17 protein-coding genes are annotated in these 17,092 nt (G+C 68.6%); 13 read left to right on the forward strand and 4 right to left on the reverse strand.

The genetic code is table 11. From position 1 onward, the window contains the following. The first annotated feature begins 16 nt into the window (after nt 1-16). The 4 genes from AS181_RS12560 (at nt 17) to AS181_RS12575 (ending at nt 4,784) form a co-directional block, all read left to right on the forward strand. Complete coding sequence (locus AS181_RS12560; RefSeq protein ID WP_058251921.1) at nt 17-1,912, forward strand: acyl-CoA dehydrogenase; 1,896 nt, start codon at nt 17-19, stop codon at nt 1,910-1,912. 65 nt (nt 1,913-1,977) lie between these two features. Then, nucleotides 1,978-2,739, forward strand: a complete 762-nt coding sequence (locus AS181_RS12565) for an SDR family NAD(P)-dependent oxidoreductase (protein ID WP_058251922.1) — start codon at nt 1,978-1,980, stop codon at nt 2,737-2,739. 31 nt (nt 2,740-2,770) lie between these two features. Next, nucleotides 2,771-3,289: a PH domain-containing protein gene (locus tag AS181_RS12570; RefSeq protein WP_058251923.1), complete on the forward strand. Its 519-nt coding sequence runs from the start codon at nt 2,771-2,773 to the stop codon at nt 3,287-3,289. Next, nucleotides 3,276-4,784, forward strand: a complete 1,509-nt coding sequence (locus AS181_RS12575) for a PH domain-containing protein (RefSeq protein ID WP_058251924.1) — start codon at nt 3,276-3,278, stop codon at nt 4,782-4,784. Before AS181_RS12570 ends, AS181_RS12575 begins: the two co-directional genes overlap by 14 nt. A gap of 25 nt (nt 4,785-4,809) precedes the next feature. Here the strand turns inward: AS181_RS12575 and chrA are convergent, their stop codons facing one another. Continuing rightward, nucleotides 4,810-6,264, reverse strand: coding sequence for a chromate efflux transporter (chrA, locus tag AS181_RS12580; protein ID WP_058251925.1), 1,455 nt, complete (start codon nt 6,262-6,264; stop codon nt 4,810-4,812). 175 nt (nt 6,265-6,439) lie between these two features. On the opposite strand from chrA, the gene AS181_RS12585 reads away from it, so the two are divergent. From AS181_RS12585 to AS181_RS12600, 4 genes are all read left to right on the forward strand, one after another. Next, nucleotides 6,440-6,916: a Chromate resistance protein ChrB gene (locus AS181_RS12585; RefSeq protein ID WP_058251926.1), complete on the forward strand. Its 477-nt coding sequence runs from the start codon at nt 6,440-6,442 to the stop codon at nt 6,914-6,916. Beyond that, nucleotides 6,913-7,344, forward strand: a complete 432-nt coding sequence (locus AS181_RS12590) for a chromate resistance protein ChrB domain-containing protein (protein WP_058251927.1) — start codon at nt 6,913-6,915, stop codon at nt 7,342-7,344. Before AS181_RS12585 ends, AS181_RS12590 begins: the two co-directional genes overlap by 4 nt. A gap of 209 nt (nt 7,345-7,553) precedes the next feature. Then, nucleotides 7,554-9,326, forward strand: coding sequence for a hydroxysqualene dehydroxylase (locus AS181_RS12595; RefSeq protein ID WP_435083029.1), 1,773 nt, complete (start codon nt 7,554-7,556; stop codon nt 9,324-9,326). A 41-nt stretch (nt 9,327-9,367) separates the two neighbouring features. Further along, a complete protein-coding gene (locus tag AS181_RS12600; protein ID WP_058252020.1) occupies nt 9,368-10,033 on the forward strand; it encodes a TetR/AcrR family transcriptional regulator in 666 nt (221 codons plus the stop codon). Here AS181_RS12600 and AS181_RS12605 read toward each other — a convergent pair. After that, nucleotides 9,964-10,479, reverse strand: coding sequence for an NUDIX domain-containing protein (locus AS181_RS12605; protein WP_058251929.1), 516 nt, complete (start codon nt 10,477-10,479; stop codon nt 9,964-9,966). The genes AS181_RS12600 and AS181_RS12605 overlap by 70 nt on opposite strands. Before the next feature lie 80 nt (nt 10,480-10,559). Between AS181_RS12605 and AS181_RS12610 the strand changes: the two genes are divergently transcribed. Then, entirely contained in the window at nt 10,560-12,269 is a 1,710-nt protein-coding gene (locus AS181_RS12610; RefSeq protein WP_058252021.1) for a nucleobase:cation symporter-2 family protein, read from the forward strand. A 28-nt stretch (nt 12,270-12,297) separates the two neighbouring features. On the opposite strand, the gene AS181_RS12615 is transcribed toward AS181_RS12610, so the two are convergent. After that, on the reverse strand, nt 12,298-12,675 hold the full coding sequence (locus AS181_RS12615; RefSeq protein WP_058251930.1) for a cupin domain-containing protein: 378 nt from the start codon (nt 12,673-12,675) through the stop codon (nt 12,298-12,300). A gap of 156 nt (nt 12,676-12,831) precedes the next feature. On the opposite strand from AS181_RS12615, the gene AS181_RS12620 reads away from it, so the two are divergent. The 4 genes from AS181_RS12620 (at nt 12,832) to rsgA (ending at nt 15,880) form a co-directional block, all read left to right on the forward strand. After that, the gene (locus tag AS181_RS12620) at nt 12,832-13,065 is read left to right on the forward strand and encodes a hypothetical protein (protein ID WP_058251931.1); all 234 of its coding nucleotides are present in this window, start codon (nt 12,832-12,834) and stop codon (nt 13,063-13,065) included. Next, nucleotides 13,066-13,449: a VOC family protein gene (locus AS181_RS12625; protein ID WP_058251932.1), complete on the forward strand. Its 384-nt coding sequence runs from the start codon at nt 13,066-13,068 to the stop codon at nt 13,447-13,449. Nucleotides 13,450-13,521: 72 nt separating this feature from the next. Continuing rightward, entirely contained in the window at nt 13,522-14,823 is a 1,302-nt protein-coding gene (gene aroA / locus AS181_RS12630) for a 3-phosphoshikimate 1-carboxyvinyltransferase (protein ID WP_058251933.1), read from the forward strand. Between the two features lie 22 nt (nt 14,824-14,845). Continuing rightward, nucleotides 14,846-15,880 (forward strand): ribosome small subunit-dependent GTPase A, encoded by a 1,035-nt coding sequence (rsgA, locus tag AS181_RS12635; protein ID WP_058251934.1) that lies wholly within the window; start codon nt 14,846-14,848, stop codon nt 15,878-15,880. Nucleotides 15,881-15,892: 12 nt separating this feature from the next. Here the strand turns inward: rsgA and AS181_RS12640 are convergent, their stop codons facing one another. Next, nucleotides 15,893-17,092 carry a fatty acid desaturase family protein gene (locus tag AS181_RS12640; protein ID WP_058251935.1) on the reverse strand — a complete coding sequence of 400 codons (1,200 nt, stop codon included), beginning with the start codon at nt 17,090-17,092 and terminating at the stop codon, nt 15,893-15,895.

Below are 17,092 nucleotides of genomic sequence, written 5' to 3' on the forward strand. Positions count from 1 at the left end.
ACGACGAGGAAGTGCGATGACCACACCCATGTCCCGGCGGGACCTCGAGTTCCTGCTCTACGAATGGCTCGATGTCGAGACGCTGACCTCGCGGGAACGCTTCTCGGCACACTCGCGGGAGACCTTCGACGCCGTGCTCGAACTCAGCGCCGACATCGCGATGAAGTGCTTCGCACCCGCCAACAAGATCGGCGACGCCAACGAGCCCTACATCGGTGACGACGGCAAGGTCGTCCTGCCCGACGAGATCGTCGCCGGCCTCACCGAGTACCGCAAGGCCGGTCTCATCTCGGCCTCCTTCGACGACGAACTCGGCGGCATGCAGCTGCCCACCGTCATCCGCCAGGCCTCCGCCGTATGGTTCCAGGCCGCCAACGCCGCGATGTCGTCGTACAACTTCCTCACCGTCGGCAACGCGAACCTGCTGGCCGAGTACGCCACCCCCGAGCAGCGCGACACCTGGGTCCGTCCCCTCGTCGAAGGCCGCTTCTCCGGCACGATGTGCCTGTCCGAGCCACAGGCCGGCTCGTCGCTGGCCGACATCACCACCAAGGCCGAACCCGCCGGCGACGGCACCTACCGCATCACCGGCACCAAGATGTGGATCTCGGGCGGAGACCACGAACTCACCGAGAACATCGTCCATCTCGTCCTGGCGAAGATCCCCGGCGGCGGCCCCGGCGTCAAGGGCATCTCGCTGTTCATCGTGCCCAAATACCTCGCCGACGGAACACGCAACGACGTCGCGCTCGTCGGCCTCAACCACAAGATGGGCAACCGCGCCACCACCAACACCCTGCTCAACTTCGGCGATGGCACCTTCGGCGCCGACTCCACCCAGACGGCTCCCGGCGCTGTGGACGATCAGCCCGCTCGCTCCGCTCCCGGCGCTGTGGACGATCAGCCCGCTCGCTCCGCTCCCGGCGCTGTGGACGATCAGCCCGCTCGCTCCGCTCCCGGCGCTGTCGGCTACCTCGTCGGCGACGAACACCGCGGCCTGTCCTACATGTTCCACATGATGAACGAAGCGCGCATCGGCGTCGGATTCCTCGCCACCGCACTGGGTTACGCCGGGTACCGGGCCTCGCTCGACTACGCGAAGGTGCGTACGCAGGGCCGACCCGTCGACCACAAGGACCCGTCGACCAAACCGGTCCCGATCATCGAACATGCCGACGTGCGTCGCATGCTGCTCGCCCAGAAGTCCTACGTCGAAGGCTCTCTCGCGTTCGGGTTGTACTGCAGCACCCTCGTCGACGAGGCGGCCACCACGACCGACCCCGCCGAACGCGACCGGTTGAACCTGTTGCTCGAGGTGCTCACCCCGATCGCGAAGAGCTGGCCCTCCCAGTGGTGTCTCGAGGCGAACAGCCTCGCGATCCAGGTCCACGGCGGATACGGTTACACCCGCGAATTCGACGTCGAGCAGTACTACCGGGACAACCGGCTCAACCCGATCCACGAAGGCGCCCACGGCATCCACGGCCTGGACCTGCTCGGGCGCAAGGTGATCATGCAGGGCGGGGCCGGTCTCGCCGCGCTGGCCGAGACGATCGAGGCCACCGTCGCCCGCGCACGGACTGTCGACGGACTCGACACCCTTGCCGACACGCTGCACGCGGTGGTGGACCGGCTGGTGAAGGTGACCGCGCACATCTGGTCGGCGGGCGACCCGAAGCTGTCGCTGGCCAACGCCACGATCTACCTGGAGACGGCCGGCCACATCGTGATCGCCTGGATCTGGCTCGAACAACTCCTCGCCGCCGACGGCCGAACCGGTGACTTCTACGACGGCAAACGCGCTGCGGCACAGTATTTCTTCCGGTATGAACTACCCAAGACCGGCCCACAGCTCGATCTGCTGACCGCACTCGACCGCACCACCCTCGACGTCGAACCGTCCTGGTTCTGACGCCGATTCCGACTCGACCGGCGCCCCGCGTCGGTCACCGTGCTGAGTACTCAAGGGAGACAACGATGTCCGTGATGAATCTGTTCGACACCACCGGCAAGGTGGTCATCGTGACCGGCGCCTCGTCCGGGCTGGGGGTCTCGTTCGCCCGCGGTTTCGCCGAAGCCGGCGCGGATGTCGTACTCGCCGCGCGACGGGCGGAGAAGCTCGCCGACACCGCTGCCGCCGTCGAGGAACTGGGCCGCAAGGCGCTGGTGGTCCCCGCCGATGTCGCCGACCCCGAGCAGTGTCAACGGGTCGTCGACGCCGCGATGGAGACCTTCGGCAAGGTCGACGTGCTCATCAACAACGCCGGCGTCGGGACCGCGTACCCGGCGACCCGCGAGACCCCCGAGCAGTTCCGCGGCGTCATCGACGTCAACCTGAACGGCTCCTACTGGATGGCCCAGGCCTGCGGGCGGGTGATGCAACCGGGTAGCTCGATCATCAACATCTCGTCGATCCTCGGCATCACCACCGCCGGGCTGCCGCAGGCAGCGTACGCCGCGAGCAAGGCCGGCGTCATCGGCCTCACTCGCGACCTGGCCCAGCAATGGGGCGCGCGCAAGGGCATTCGCGTCAACGCCATCGCCCCTGGGTTCTTCGAGAGCGAGATGACCGACACCTACCAACCGGGATATCTCGACTCCCAGATGCCCCGGGTACTCCTCGGCCGGACCGGACACGGCGAGGAGCTCGCCGCCACCGCGATCTGGTTGTCCTCGGCCGCAGCCGGATACGTCACCGGCCAGACGCTCCCCGTCGACGGCGGCATCACGGTCACCTAGCGCCGGGCAACCCACCCCTAGACTGGCGGCAATGGACCCCTCATCTGATCCGACCGTGCCGGTGCACCCGGCCCTGCGCGACCCGGTCAACAGTGTCGATCCACGCGCCAAGACCCTGTGGCGCATCGGCCCGCTCGTTCTCGGGGTCCTGGGTGTGGTCGCCGCCGTCCTGGTGGCCGTCGTCGTCGACCAGGCGCGATGGATCGCGGTGCTCGCCGCTGTCGCGGTGGTCGTCGTGACCGTCGCCTGGGTCGCGGTTGTCCCGCAGTGGCGCTACCGCTTTCACCGCTGGGAGGTCAGCGACGACGCGGTGTACTCGCAATCGGGCTGGTTCGTCCGGCACCGCGTGATCATCCCGATCGCCCGAATCCAGGTGGTCGACACCGAGGCCGGGCCGATCGAACAGTTCCTCGGGCTGGCGACCCTCACCGTGACCACGGCGTCGTCGGCCGGGACGATCCACATCGCCGGTCTCGACGCGGAGGTCGCACGGACGACCGCCGCCGATCTGACCATCCGCACACAGGCTTTCACCGATGACGCAACCTGAGCCGTTCGCCGTCGACGGGCCGGAGGACTGGCACCGGTTGTCGCCGTGGATGATGGCCGTCAAACCCGTCGAGCTCCTGCCCTCACTGATCCCGGTCGTGATCGCGCTGGTCTTCGCCGGCTCGGGTGCGCCGCTGTTCACCCTGATCGCCACCGCGGTCATCGTGCCGTTCGTGACGGTGGTGCCCTGGCTGACCACGCGCTACCAGGTCACCGATGAGCACGTCCGGGTGCGCAGCGGGCTCGTCACACGCAAGGTCGCGACCGCGCGCCGGGACCGCATCCGCAGCGTCGACCTCACCGCGTCCCCGGTTCACCGCGTGCTGAAACTGCAGAAGGTCAAGATCGGCACCGGAGGGGACGACGAGTCGTCGGCGGTCGTCCTCACCGCACTCACCGTCGACGAGGCGCGGGCGCTGCACGACAATCTGATGGCCACGCGCACCCTCCGGGGACCGTCGGCGCCCGCCGGCACCGACCCCGACGACCCGACCGCCCCGGTGGCGGCCGAGGACCCCACGGTCCTGGCGCGGTTCCAGACCTCGTGGCTGCGCTACTCCCCCTTCTCCGTCGCCGGGCTCGCACTGGCGGCGGGCGCCGCCGGCCTCGCCGCGCAGATCGCCAACGACGCCGGGGTATTCGCGGAGGGGATCGGATTCGCGCGCGATGCCGTCGACTCCATCCGCGAGACCGCAATCGGACTCGTCGTGCTGGGTGCCTGTCTGCTCGTGATCGTCGTCGGCGGAATCCTGTCCGTCCTGGGGTACGTCCTGAACTACTGGAACTTCCGGCTCCTCCGCCATCCCGACGGGACCCTCCGCACCGAACGCGGACTGCTGACCACCAACGCGATCAGCTTCGACGAACGGCGCATCCGCGGCAGTCACCTCACCGAGCCGGTCCTCATGCGCCCACTCAAGGGCGCTCGCCTGCAGGCGATCGCCACCGGCAGCACCAAGCACCCGCTACTGCTCCCACCGGCACCGATCGACGAGGCGATGCGCGTCGCCGGTCTGGTCACCGACGAACGCACCGAGCTCACCACGCCGCTCGTCGGACACGGCGTCACCGCCGGGCGGCGTCGGATCAACCGCGGATTCCTGTCCGGCGCAGTCGTGCTCGTCGTCATCGGCGTCGCGGTACTCACGCGCGCCCTCCCGGCGCCATGGCTGGCGGTGGGGGTCATCGCCGTTCTCGGCTCGACCGCGCTCGGTGTCGTCCGCGCCCGGCACCTCGGGCATCGGCTGACCTCTCGCTCGGTGGTCATCGCACCGCCGAGCGTCGCGCGGCAACGCATCGTCGTCGACCGGGACGGCGTGATCGGCTGGGCCAGCCGTACGTCGCTGTTCCAGCGCCGGGCGGGCGTCACCACGTTGATTCTCGCGACCGCGGCGGGCGCCGAGCACTACGCACTCGTCGACGTCGACGACGAGACCGCGGCCGGCGTCGCCCGTGATGTCTCGCCCGACTGGATCCGCCCGTTCCTCGTGCCCTGAGGACACCCGTTCAGGTCAGGGTCGTTCAGGTCAGGGGCAGGCCGACGGCGGCGGCGAGCAGGCCGAGCACCGCGCAGATGCCGAGGGTCCGGAGCACCGACTGCTTGAGCGGATAGATCAGGACGAAGGCGATCACGGTGATCACCACGGCCAACGGACGCAGGGTGTCGAGATGCGGGACCGCGAGGTGCAACGGCCCGGCGGTGACGACCGTGGTGTCCCGGAACAGCGTGTGCAGTGCGAAATACAGTGCGAGATTGGCGATCACGCCGACCACCGCGGCGGTGACGCCGTTCAGCGCGGACGTCAGGTGCCGGTTGTTGCGGAGCTTCTCGATGAACGGCGCGCCGAGGAAGATGAACACGAAACTCGGCACGAACGTGACCCAGGTGGTCAGGAGTGCGCCGATGGTCGCCGCGACCCAGGGGTCGAGACCGCCCGGATCGCGATAGGCGCCGAGGAACGCGACGAACTGGACGACCATGATGAGAGGGCCGGGGGTCGTCTCGGCGAGTCCGAGTCCGCGCACCATCTCACCCGGCGTGACCCAGCCGTAGACCTCGACCGCCTGCTGGGCGATGTAGGCCAGGACGGCGTAGGCGCCGCCGAAGGTGATGAGGGCGGTCCACGTGAAGAACGTGCCCTGCTGGGTGAACACACTGCCCGTCCCCGTGGTCGCCACGACGATGCCCATCGGGATGATCCAGGCCAGCGCACCGACACCGAGCACCAACCCGGCGCGACGCCAGCTCGGGGATGCCGTGTGGATCGCGTCGTCGGCGATGATCGGCGCGGGCCCGTCGTCGGCGACCTCCTTCTGGGCAGCGACGACACGGCGGCCGGTCAGCCAGCCCAGGACGCCGGCCACAGCGATGACTATCGGGAATGGGACAGCGAAGACCGCCAGGGCGATGAACGCAGCGACCGCGATCGCGATCTGCACCGGCCCGGTGAGCGCCCGTGTGCTCACCCGCGTGACCGCCTGGGCGACGATGGCGAGCACCGCGGGGCCGATGCCGGCGAACAGGGCCGCCACGATGGTCGTCGCGCCGAAGGCGACGTAGATCGCCGACAGCCCGAGTATCGCGATCACCCCGGGCAGGACGAACAGGATGCCCGCGATCAGCCCACCGGCGGTTCCGTTGAGCAGCCAACCCACGTAGATGGCCAATTGCTGGGCTTCGGGCCCGGGCAGCAGCATGCAGTAGTTGAGGGCGTGGAGAAACCGGCGCTGGCCGATCCAGCGCCGGTCGTCGACCAGTGCTCGCTGCATCACCGCTATCTGACCCGCGGGACCCCCGAAGGTCTGCAGCGAGATCAGGAACCACGCGCGGGTCGCGGTCCGCAGCGAGACCCCCGCGGTCGGGTCGACGTGGTCACCCGACTCGACGGCCGCCGACCCTTCGGCCTCCGGCGGACTGTCCGCACGTCTCGACGCATCCGAACTCCCGGGTCGACCGGATCTCTCCGACATCGCCACTCGCACCCCTTCCACCACGCCGCACCAACGTGCCCGCGTCGCCGCGATCGTGCGGCTCCCAGCAGATGCAACCACGGTTACAATCAGATTGTCCAGGGTTGAACGCGCGGTGAGCGGCGGGTCACGACATCGACCGCTGGTGCATGATCGGATGGCATGCCGAGGAGGTGCTGGAGTGTCCGAAGACTGGGTGATGCTCGTGTATCGGGTTCCCCGAGAGCCGTCGACGCCGCGGATCGCGATCTGGCGCAAACTCCGGAAGTGCGGCGCCTATCAGCTGACCGATGGGGTGGTACTGCTTCCCGCGAGCGCCCGGACCCGCGAACAGCTCGAGTGGGTGGCCGAGGACGCGGTCAGCGCAGGCGGATCCGGCGAGGTCTGGTCGGCCGCGCCCACCAACCCGGCCGAGTCCGAACGCATCCGCGCCGAACTCCAGTCGGCCCGCGGAGCCGAGTACGCGGAGATAGTCGTCGAGGCGCAGCAGGCGGAAGACCATGCCGACCCCGCGAAACAGCTCGACGTCCTGCGTCGCAGGTTCCGTGAGATCACCCGACGGGACCACTTTCCGACCGAGTCGCGCGAGACCGCCCGACACGCACTTCGCACACTGGCTGACCGACTCCTCGAGACCGAACCGGCGAGGCCGTCGTGAGGTGGGCGACCCGGGCCGGCGTACACATCGACCGGGCGGCGTGCGCGTGGCTGATCCGCCGGTACGTCGATCCCACCGCGGAGTTCGTCTTCGTCACCAGCGCAGACGAAGTCCCCTCGGACGCAACGCCGTTCGACATGCGCGGGGTCGAACTGGGCCATCATGACGGCGACTGCACGTTCGAGACGATCCTGAAACGGTACGAACTCACCGACCCGGTCCTGTGGGCGATCGGAGAGATCATCCACGAAGCCGACATTGAGGACGACCGCTACGACGCGCCGGAAGCGCCGGGCCTCGATGTCGTGTTGCGCGGCCTCTCCCTCATCGGCGACGACGAACACACCCTGTCGGTCTCCGATGCCGTTTTCGACGGTTTGCACGAGTACTTTCGCCAACGCACCCTCACCGGCCGCGAACCGTCGTAGTCAGCCGCAGGGCGCGTGGGAGCACCCCGTGAGACGATTCGTCAAAACCGTCCGACCCACTTTAACGCTGTGGTAGACATCACAGCAGATAAGTCAACGCTGACTGTTCTCTACCGTCGCGGACAGTCGTCGACAAAGGGGTCATGGGGATGTCGGACGCCACTTTCACTTCGAAAAGCAACTCGCCGAACAGCTTTCCGCGTCGGTCCATGCTGCGCGGATCGGCTGCCGCCGCAGTCCTGGCGGGTACCGCAGTGGCCCTACCGGGCGTCACGGTCCCCTCGGCGCGGGCGGTGCCCCGCTCCGGTGCCGGTCGCGGCCGCGACGTCGCGATCTTCGGCGGCGGGATGGCCGGCTTGTCCGCGGCGCATGAACTCGTCGAGCGCGGCTTCGGGGTCACGGTCTACGAGCCGTCGCGCCTCGGCGGCAAGGCCTACAGCCACGATGTCCCCGGCACCGCACGGGGTGGTCGCCTCGCTCTCCCCGGCGAGCACGGTTTCCGGTTCTTCCCGGGTTGCTACCAGCACCTGCCGGACACCATGGAGCGAATCCCCGTCGGCAACAGCAACGTTCGTGACCGTCACCTCATCGACGTCGAGTCGGCGGTCGTCGCCTTCGACGACGCCGGGTATGCCCCGACCACCGCCCCGGCATCGATCATGGGTTTCGTCCAACACGCGAACGAGATCGTGACGCTGGACAACCTGCGCAACGCGTTCATGACCGGACTCAAGTTCGTCGTCGATGTGCCGCCTCCCGAACTCGCGTTCTTCGTCACCCGCGAGCTGATCATCGCGACCAGTTGCACCGAACGTCGAATCGGCCAGTGGGAGAACCAGTCCTGGATGCAGTTCGTGAAGTCCAAGGGCAAGTCACGGGCGTATCAGCGATATCTCGTGGGCGCCCTCACGCGAGCGCTTGTGGCCGCCAAACCCGACACCGCGTCGGCACGGACGATCGGCCAGATCGGACTGGCACTGGCCACCTCGGCGACCGGATTGATCAGCGGATACGACGCCGGGCTCGTCCACGGCGGCGTCGACCGGATCCTCAACCGCCCCACCAATCATGCGTGGATCGACCCGTGGGTGGCCCACCTCCGCGGTCGCGGCGTCCGCTTCGAGATGGGGACCGGCCTGGCGCGACTGAATCTGACGCGCGGCCGGATCAGTGGAGCGCAACTCACCTCCGGCGCCCCGGTCGATGCCGATTGGTATGTCGCCGCGATGCCCATCGATCGCCTCCGTCCGTTGTTGTCGCCCGAGTTGGTCACGGCCGACCCGTCGCTGGCCGGTATCCACGCCCTCAAGGACGACTGGATGGTCGGCATCCAGTACTTCCTGTCCCGGCGCGCCGACATGCCGCCGAGCCACATCGCCGCGCTGGGTACCCCCTGGGCTCTGACCGGCCTGTTCCAGGCCCGCCCCTGGAACGTCGACTTCGCGCGCACCTACGGTGACGGGCGAGTGAAAGATTGTCTGTCCATTGACATCTCGGAGTGGGAGAAGCCAGGCATCCTCTACGGCAAACCCGCCAAACAGTGCACCCGGCAAGAGATCGCGCGGGAAGTGTGGGCCCAGATGAGCCGAGCGATGAACTCGGGGGCCCGGAAGCTCCTGCGTTCGGAGGAGATCGTCACCTGGTCCCTCGACCCCGGGATCACCTGGTCGCCGTCCATCGCCAACGCCACACCGCTCATGGTCAACACCGCCGGCTCGTACAAGAACCGGCCGAACGCCTACACGTCGATTCCGAATCTGTTCATCGGCGGCGACCACGTCCGGAGCAACATCGATCTCGCGACGATGGAGGGCGCCAACGAATCCGGCCGCCGGGTGACCAACGCGATCATCGCCGCGGCCGACAGCCCCGCCCGCGCGGCGACCGTCTTCCCGCTCTGGGAACTGCCGATGCTCGAGCCGCTGAAACAGATCGACCGCGATCGTTACCGCGCGGGTCTCCCGCACATCCTCGACGTGTGAGGCCGCGGGTCATCCGCGCCGCGCCGAACTACGATCCACGTGTGACCACCTCTTACGGCGCCCCGCGCGCGCGGCAGCAACGCAGCGGGGTCACGCAGACCCGCATCCTCGATGCCGCGATCCGAGTCCTCGTCGATCGCGGATACGCCGCCGCGAGCACGGTCGCCATCCAGAACGAGGCGGGCGTGAGCCGGGGCCGGTTGTTGCACCACTACCCGTCGCGGGACGTCCTGCTGATGGCGGCCGTCGGACACCTCGCCCGCACCCGCATCGCCGAACTGCCCAGCCACGTCGAATGGCCGGCCGATCCGGTCCAGCGCATCGCGCTGGCCACCGACGTCGGGTGGTCGACGTTCCACCAGCCGTACTTCGTCGCGTCGATGGAGTTGTGGGTCGCGGCGCGGACGAATGCCAATCTGCGGACGGCATTGCTCCCCACCGAACGCGAGATCGGCCAGACCGTCCGGCGCGCGGTCGCCGGGTTCCTCGGTCCCGAGTTGACCGCGTCGCCGCGCTACGCCGCCCTCTACCCGCTGCTCCTGACGAGCATGCGCGGCGCGGCGACCACCTACCTCATCGACCGGCGCGACCCGCTGACCGACCCGCATCTCCCGCTGTGGCGAGACCTGACGCGCACCTACCTCCTCGGTGACGCCGGGTCCGCGGACCCCAGCGCCTCGAGCAGACGGTCGACGAACGGAACCTGAGCGGGGTTGAGCCGGGTCCGCGCGAGATCGACGGAACACCATTCGGCGCGGTCGATCTCGGGGAACGCCTGCATCCGTCCCGACCGCGGTGGCCACATCAGCTCGAACGTGTTGCTGACGACCGACACGACGTCGAGGTCGCCTTCCACGGCGAATCCGATCACCCTCTTGCCGCTCTTCAACCTGACCTCGCCGAGTTCGATCGGCGGGGCGTCGGGCACCGGGCTCCCGATCTCCTCGGCGTACTCACGTCGCGCGGCGGCCCACTCGTCCTCGCCCGGTTCGACGAGCCCCTTGGGCACCGACCACGACCCCGCGTGCGGCTTACGCGCCCAGATCGGACCCCCGGGGAACACCAGGAGAACCTCGACGGCAGCGGCACCGTCGGCCGACGTCGTCCGGCGATAGAGCAGGATTCCCGCGCTGCGGCGGGAGGCGGTGGCCATCACGGATATATCTTGGCGGAAACGTCGCGGATACACGCTCGCGCCTTCGCGGAAACGTGCGAACCGTAGAACTGACGACCATGTCGGTTCTCGATGTAGTCAAGAACGGAAGGTCCGCCGCACATCCGGTGGACGAGATCCCGCCGTTCATCAAGCTGTTCCCGCTCGGCCTCCAGCACGTCCTGGCCATGTACGCCGGGGCCGTCGCGGTACCCCTCATCGTCGGCGGCGCGATGGTCGGTGCCGGCCAACTCGAGCAGGGTGACATCGTCCACCTGATCATGGCGGACCTGTTCGTGGCGGGCATTGCGACGATCTTGCAGGCCGTGGGGTTCTGGCGGTTCGGGGTCCGACTCCCGCTGATGCAGGGCGTCACCTTCGCCGCGGTCGGCCCGATGATCACCATCGGGACCTCGTACGGCATCACCACCATCTACGGGTCGGTCATCGCGTGCGGGTTGTTCATGATCGCCGTCGCACCGATCGTCGGGAGACTGATCCGCTTCTTCCCGCCGCTGGTCACCGGGACGATCATCCTCATCATCGGGGTGTCCCTGATGCGGGTGGCGGCCGGCTGGTTCGGCGGCGGCACCGCCGCGGGCCCCGACTTCGGCGACCCGAAGAACATCGCCTTCGGATTCCTCACCCTGGCCGTCATCATCGGCATCGAACGATTCGCCCCCGCGGCGATCCGCCGGGTGTCGATCCTGCTCGGCCTGGCGGTCGGCACCCTGATCGCGATCCCGTTCGGCATGACGCACTGGGATCAGGTCGGCGAGTACCCGTGGGTCGGCATCCCGCAGCCGTTCCAGTTCGGCGCACCCACCTTCGAGGTCAGCGCCATCATCTCGATGATCATCGTCGGCGTCGTGATCATGACCGAGACCACCGGCGACATCGTCGCCGTCGGCGAGATCGTCGACCAGAAGATCACCCCGCGCAAGCTGGCCGACGGAATGCGCGCCGACGGCCTGGGCACCGCCCTTGGCGGTGTGTTCAACACGTTCCCCTACACGGCCTTCGCGCAGAACGTCGGCCTCGTCGCGATCACCGGGGTCAAGACCCGCCACGTCGCGACCTGCGCCGGCGTGATCCTGGTGGTCCTCGGCCTGCTGCCCAAGATGGCCGCCGTCGTCGAGGGCATACCGCTGCCAGTGCTCGGCGGGGCCGGAGTCGCTCTGTTCGGGATGGTCGCGGCCAGCGGCATCCGGACGCTCGCGAAGGCGAAGCTGAACAACACCAACATCCTGGTCGTCGCGATCTCCGTCGGTGTCGCCATGCTGACCGAAGCCAAGATCTACTACACCGACCGCGAACTCGGCGAAGCGCCGGTCAACGTGGTCCTGGATCTCTACGCCCAGTTCCCCGACTGGTTCCAGACCATCTTCCATTCGGGGATCTCCGCGGGTGCGCTCACCGCGATCGTGTTGAACCTCCTGCTGAACACGCGCAGCGTCTCCGCCGATCCGGTCGACTACCACAACACCGGCGACATCGCAGTGGTCGGTGCACCCGACGGTTCAACCGACCTCTCCGGCGCCGACGGCGTCCGCGCCGCCGCCTTCGACCCGCGCGACGCGTTGGCGGCCGCCGACCCCGACACCCCGGCCGACACGCTCCGCTATCTGGCCGACCACGACTCGTCGCTGCACCCGTTCATCGTCACCAATCCGGCCACGCCCAAGGACCTGGCCGACCACATCAAGAGCCTCGGCGACCCGAAGGTGTTGCGGCTCTTCGACACCTGGGACGGCTACACCTCGGGCGGGTTCTCGCGGCGCGGTTCGTGACGGGTTCGGTTCGGGCCGTGGTCGGTCGTCACCCGGCCTGCTGTTTGGCGTAGTTGCTGGCACCGTAGAAGTCCACGAGGACCACGGGTTCGTCGCCGACCACCCAGGCGTCGTGCCCGGAGGGCAGGGACGTGATCGATCCCGGCCCAGCGTCGAACTCGGTGCCGTCGGCCATCACGACGTGGATGACCCCGGACACGTGGTACTGGAAGTGCGGTGCCTCGCACAGTTCGGTACCGGCGATCGGTTTGACGTCGACCGACCATCGCCAGCCCGGTTCCAGGGTCAGCCGGCCGATGTCCGACGTCCCAACGGTGAGTAGCTCCACCTGCCCGTGCCCGAAGGTGCGTACCTCGTCGGGTTCGGCGAAGTCTCGGTGCTCGGTCCGGTGCTCGATGCTGGTCATGATCCCTCCCGGTGATCGCGTACGAAACGCCCGACCCCGACGACAACGGTAGGCCGCCGACCTTGCGTTTGTACTGCGACGACCGCACGATCGCGCAACGGTCGGGCCGCTCCCGAATCCCGCGCACCGCGCCCGGTTCGGCCTATCGTGGAACCCATGTCCCCCAGTTCTGATCCCGAGCCGATCGACGACGACGGGCGCATCGTCGACCCCGACCTCCCGCACGAGTGGCCGCACGGCTCCGCGTTCGCGTTCGGCGATTCGACGCCCATCGGCGAGACGGAACGGCTGGCCCGCGAACGGGCCGCGTACGAGGCCGCGAGCCACGGGAGCGACCTCAACCGCGGACACGCCCTGGGCGGCTCCGCCGGCACCACCGAGGGGCAGTAGATGGAGGTCCTGGCCAGCCGGGTGCTCCTGCTCTCGGCCGATCCCGAACGCCTGCAGTCGTTCTACCGCGAGCGGCTCGGTCTGCCGGTCCACCGCGAGTATCCGGGTGGTGTCGTGTTCTTCGCCGGCAACGGGCTCATCGAGATCTCGTCGCACATGAAGACCGACGAGCCGGCCCCGTCCAGCGATTCGGTTCTCTGGCTTCAGGTCCGGGATGCCGAGGCCGTCGCCGACGAGTTCCGCGACCGCGGCGTTCCCGTGACCCGCGAGCCGCGCACCGAGCCGTGGGGTCTCATCGAGATGCACGCGACCGATCCCGACGGCCGGACCCTGATCGTCGTCCAGATCCCCGCCGATCACCCGCTGCGCAAGGACACGCGATAGATCGGGATCCCATCGCCGTGGACGGCCCATCGGCGCCGGGGAACGTGGGCACCCCATGACAGACTGGACGCCATGAGTTCCTGGAACGCGCCGACGATCACCAAGGGCGGCTTGGATGCAACCGCCGGAGGCGGCCTGGATGCAACCGTGGAGTTGCCGGGTTCCAAGTCGATCACCAACCGCGCTCTCGTCCTCGCCGCCCTCGCCGAGGGGCCGTCGACCGTCCGTGGAACCCTCCGGAGCCGCGACACGAACCTGATGCTCGCCGCGCTCGAGGCCCTGGGCGCCGAGATCCGCATCGACCCCGCGAGCGAGACCACGGTCTCGATCGTGCCCGGACCCCTGCGGGGTGCCGCGATCGACTGCGGCCTCGCCGGGACCGTGATGCGGTTCCTGCCGCCGGCCGCGGCCCTGGCCACCGGGCGCGTGGTCTTCGACGGCGATCCCCACGCGCGCGAACGGCCGCAGACCACCATCCTCGACGCGTTGCGCGGGCTGGGTGTCGCCGTCGACGGCGATCGATTGCCGTTCACCATCGACGCCACCGGCACCGTGCCCGGCGGCGAGGTCACCATCGACGCATCCGGGTCATCGCAGTTCGTGTCGGGGCTCCTGTTGTCGGCGGCCCGGTTCGAGGCCGGCGTCGTCGTCCGGCACGTCGGCGCGGCCGTCCCGTCGACCCCGCACATCGACATGACCGTGGAGATGCTGGCGACGGCCGGCGTCGTCGTCGACACCTCCGAACCGAATGTCTGGCGCGCTGCACCCGGACCGATCGCGGCCGTCGACTGGACGGTCGAGCCCGACCTGTCGAACGCCGCCGCGTTCCTCGCCGCGGCCGCCGTCACCGGCGGTACCGTGCGGGTGCCGTACTGGCCCGCCGTGACCACCCAGCCCGGTGCACGGATCGCGGACGTCCTCGCCGCGATGGGTTGCGCCGTCGCGCACCTCGACGGCACGCTGTCGGTGCGCGGCCCCGAGGTGCTCAAGGCCGTCGACCTCGACCTCCGGGACATCGGCGAGCTCACCCCCACCATCGCCGCGCTGTGCGCGCTCGCCGACGGGGAGTCGGTACTGTCCGGGATCGCCCACCTCCGCGGCCACGAGACCGACCGGCTCGCCGCGCTCACCACCGAGATCACCCGCCTTGGTGGGACATGCGCCGAAACCGGCGACGGACTGCGCATCACCGGCACCGCCGGCTCCCCGTTACGCGGGGGAACCTGGGAGTCCTACGCCGACCACCGGATGGCCACCGCCGGAGCCATTGTCGGCCTGGTGACACCCGGTGTGGTGGTCGCCGACATCGAGACGACGAGCAAGACGCTGCCTGACTTCCCGGGGATGTGGCAGCAGATGCTGGGGCGCGCATGAGCTCTCGAGGACAGGCGCGCCGTTGAGTCGCCGCGCGGCGAGCTACGACGAATCCGACGTCCGGGTCCGTCCCGGGAAGGGCACCCGACCGCGCACCAAAACGCGACCGTCCCACGACGACGCCGAGCAGGGCATGGTGGTCTCGGTCGATCGCGGTCGCTGGGGCGTGGTGCTCGACGGCGACCCGGATCGGCGCGTCGTCGCGATGCGCGCCCGCGAACTGGGTCGCACCCCGATCGTCGTCGGCGACGACGTGTCGGTGGTCGGCGACCTGTCCGGCCGGCCCGACACGCTGGCGCGCATCGTCCGGGTGGCCGATCGTCGAACGGTGTTGCGCCGCACCGCCGATGACTCCGATCCCTACGAGCGGATCGTCGTGGCGAATGCCGATGCGCTCCTCATCGTGACCGCCATGGCGGATCCGCCGCCGCGCACCGGATTCGTCGAACGCGCACTGGCCGCGGCCTATGTGGGCGGACTGTCGCCTGTCCTGTGCCTGACGAAATCGGACCTCGCCGATCCCGCCGAATTCACCGCGGCCTTCGCCGATCTCGACCTGCCGGTGGTGTGCGCGGGCCGCGACGACCCGCTCGACGAGATCCTGTCGACGTTGCGCGGTCGGATCACCGCGTTCATCGGCCACTCCGGGGTCGGCAAGTCCACTCTGGTCAATCGTCTCGTGCCGGACGCATATAGGGCGACCGGAGTGGTGTCGGGAGTGGGCAAGGGCCGGCACACGTCCACCCAGTCGGTGGCATTGGCCCTGCCCGACGACGCCGGCCCGCGTGGCTGGGTCATCGACACCCCCGGCATCCGATCGTTCGGACTCGCGCACGTCGGACCCGACGACATCGTCGCCGCCTTCGACGATCTGCACGCCGCCATCGAGGAATGTCCCCGCGGCTGTACGCATCTGGGCCCACCGGCGGATCCCGAGTGCAAGCTCGACGAGCTGACCGGCCACTCGTATCGTCGCGCGATGGCCGTGCGCCACCTCTTGGTGGCGGTCAGCGGCGGTGAGGGCGACACGGCCGAGGAGCCACGAGCGGCGGAGTGACCGAGTGGCGTGCTAGCGCCGGCGACGCCGGGCGCGCAGTTCGCGGATCGCGGTCTTGAGGCCGGCGGCGCGGGGGGTCATCCCGGCGAAACGCCGCTCCGACGCGGTTTCCGGGGCATCATCGGCGGTGTCGCGCAGAAACGAGTCGGGTAGGGCCAGCTTGTTGATCGTGCGCAGCGTCTGAAGATACTGCACCACAATCGATCCCGTGGTGTAGGGCAGATCGTACTTGTCGCACAGCGCGCGCACCCGCACCGCGATCTCCGCGTACCGGTTGCTCGGCAGGTCCGGGTACAGATGGTGTTCGATCTGGTAGCAGAGATTCCCGCTGAAGAAGGCCATCGCGGGTCCGGCGTCGAAGTTCGCCGTCCCCAACATCTGGCGCAGATACCACTGGCCCTGCGTCTCGTTCTCGAGTGACTCTGCGGTGAACTTCTCCGCGCCGTCCGGGAAATGACCACAGAAGATGACGACGTAGGCCCACACGTTGCGGATCAGATTGGCACTGAGGTTCGCGGTCAGCGTGTGCTTGAAATTCGGTCCCGACAGCGCGGGGAACAGGACATAGTCCTTGGCCAACTGCTTGCCGACCTTGCGCGCGAACACCTTCAGCTGCGGGATCGCGACCTCTTTGGGCTTCTTCCCCGAGATCGCGTCCTTGATGTCGAGGTCGTGCAAACCGATGCCCCACTCGAACAGCGCCGCGAGCAGGATGTTGGTGACCGGCTGGAGGAGCTGCTTGGGCTTCCACGGTTCGTCCCGCGTGACCCGCAACGTCTTGTAACCGACGTCGTGGTCCATGTCGAGGACGTTGGTGTACTTGTGATGGATGTAGTTGTGGGAGTGCTTCCAGTGCGGCGCCGCGCACACCATGTCCCACTCCCAGGTGGTCGAGTGGACCTCCGGGTCGTTCATCCAGTCCCACTGCCCGTGCATCACATTGTGCCCGAGCTCCATGTTCTCGATGATCTTCGACAGCGCGAGCGCTCCGGTGCCCAGCAGCCAGAGCGGCCGGGAACGGCTGCCCATGAGAGCCGCGCGGCCCGCGACCTCGAGAGCACGGTGCGCCAAGATGGTGCGCCGCAGATACCGGACGTCGCGCATGCCGCGGTCCGCCTCGATCTCACGGCGGAGCGCGTCGAGCTCGGCACCGAGTGCTTCCACGTCGGCGTCGGTCAGGTGCGCGTACTCGTTGATTTCAGTGATTGCCAT

This window comes from Gordonia sp. SGD-V-85, from assembly GCF_001456905.1.
Taxonomy (GTDB): Bacteria; Actinomycetota; Actinomycetes; order Mycobacteriales; family Mycobacteriaceae; genus Gordonia; species Gordonia hongkongensis.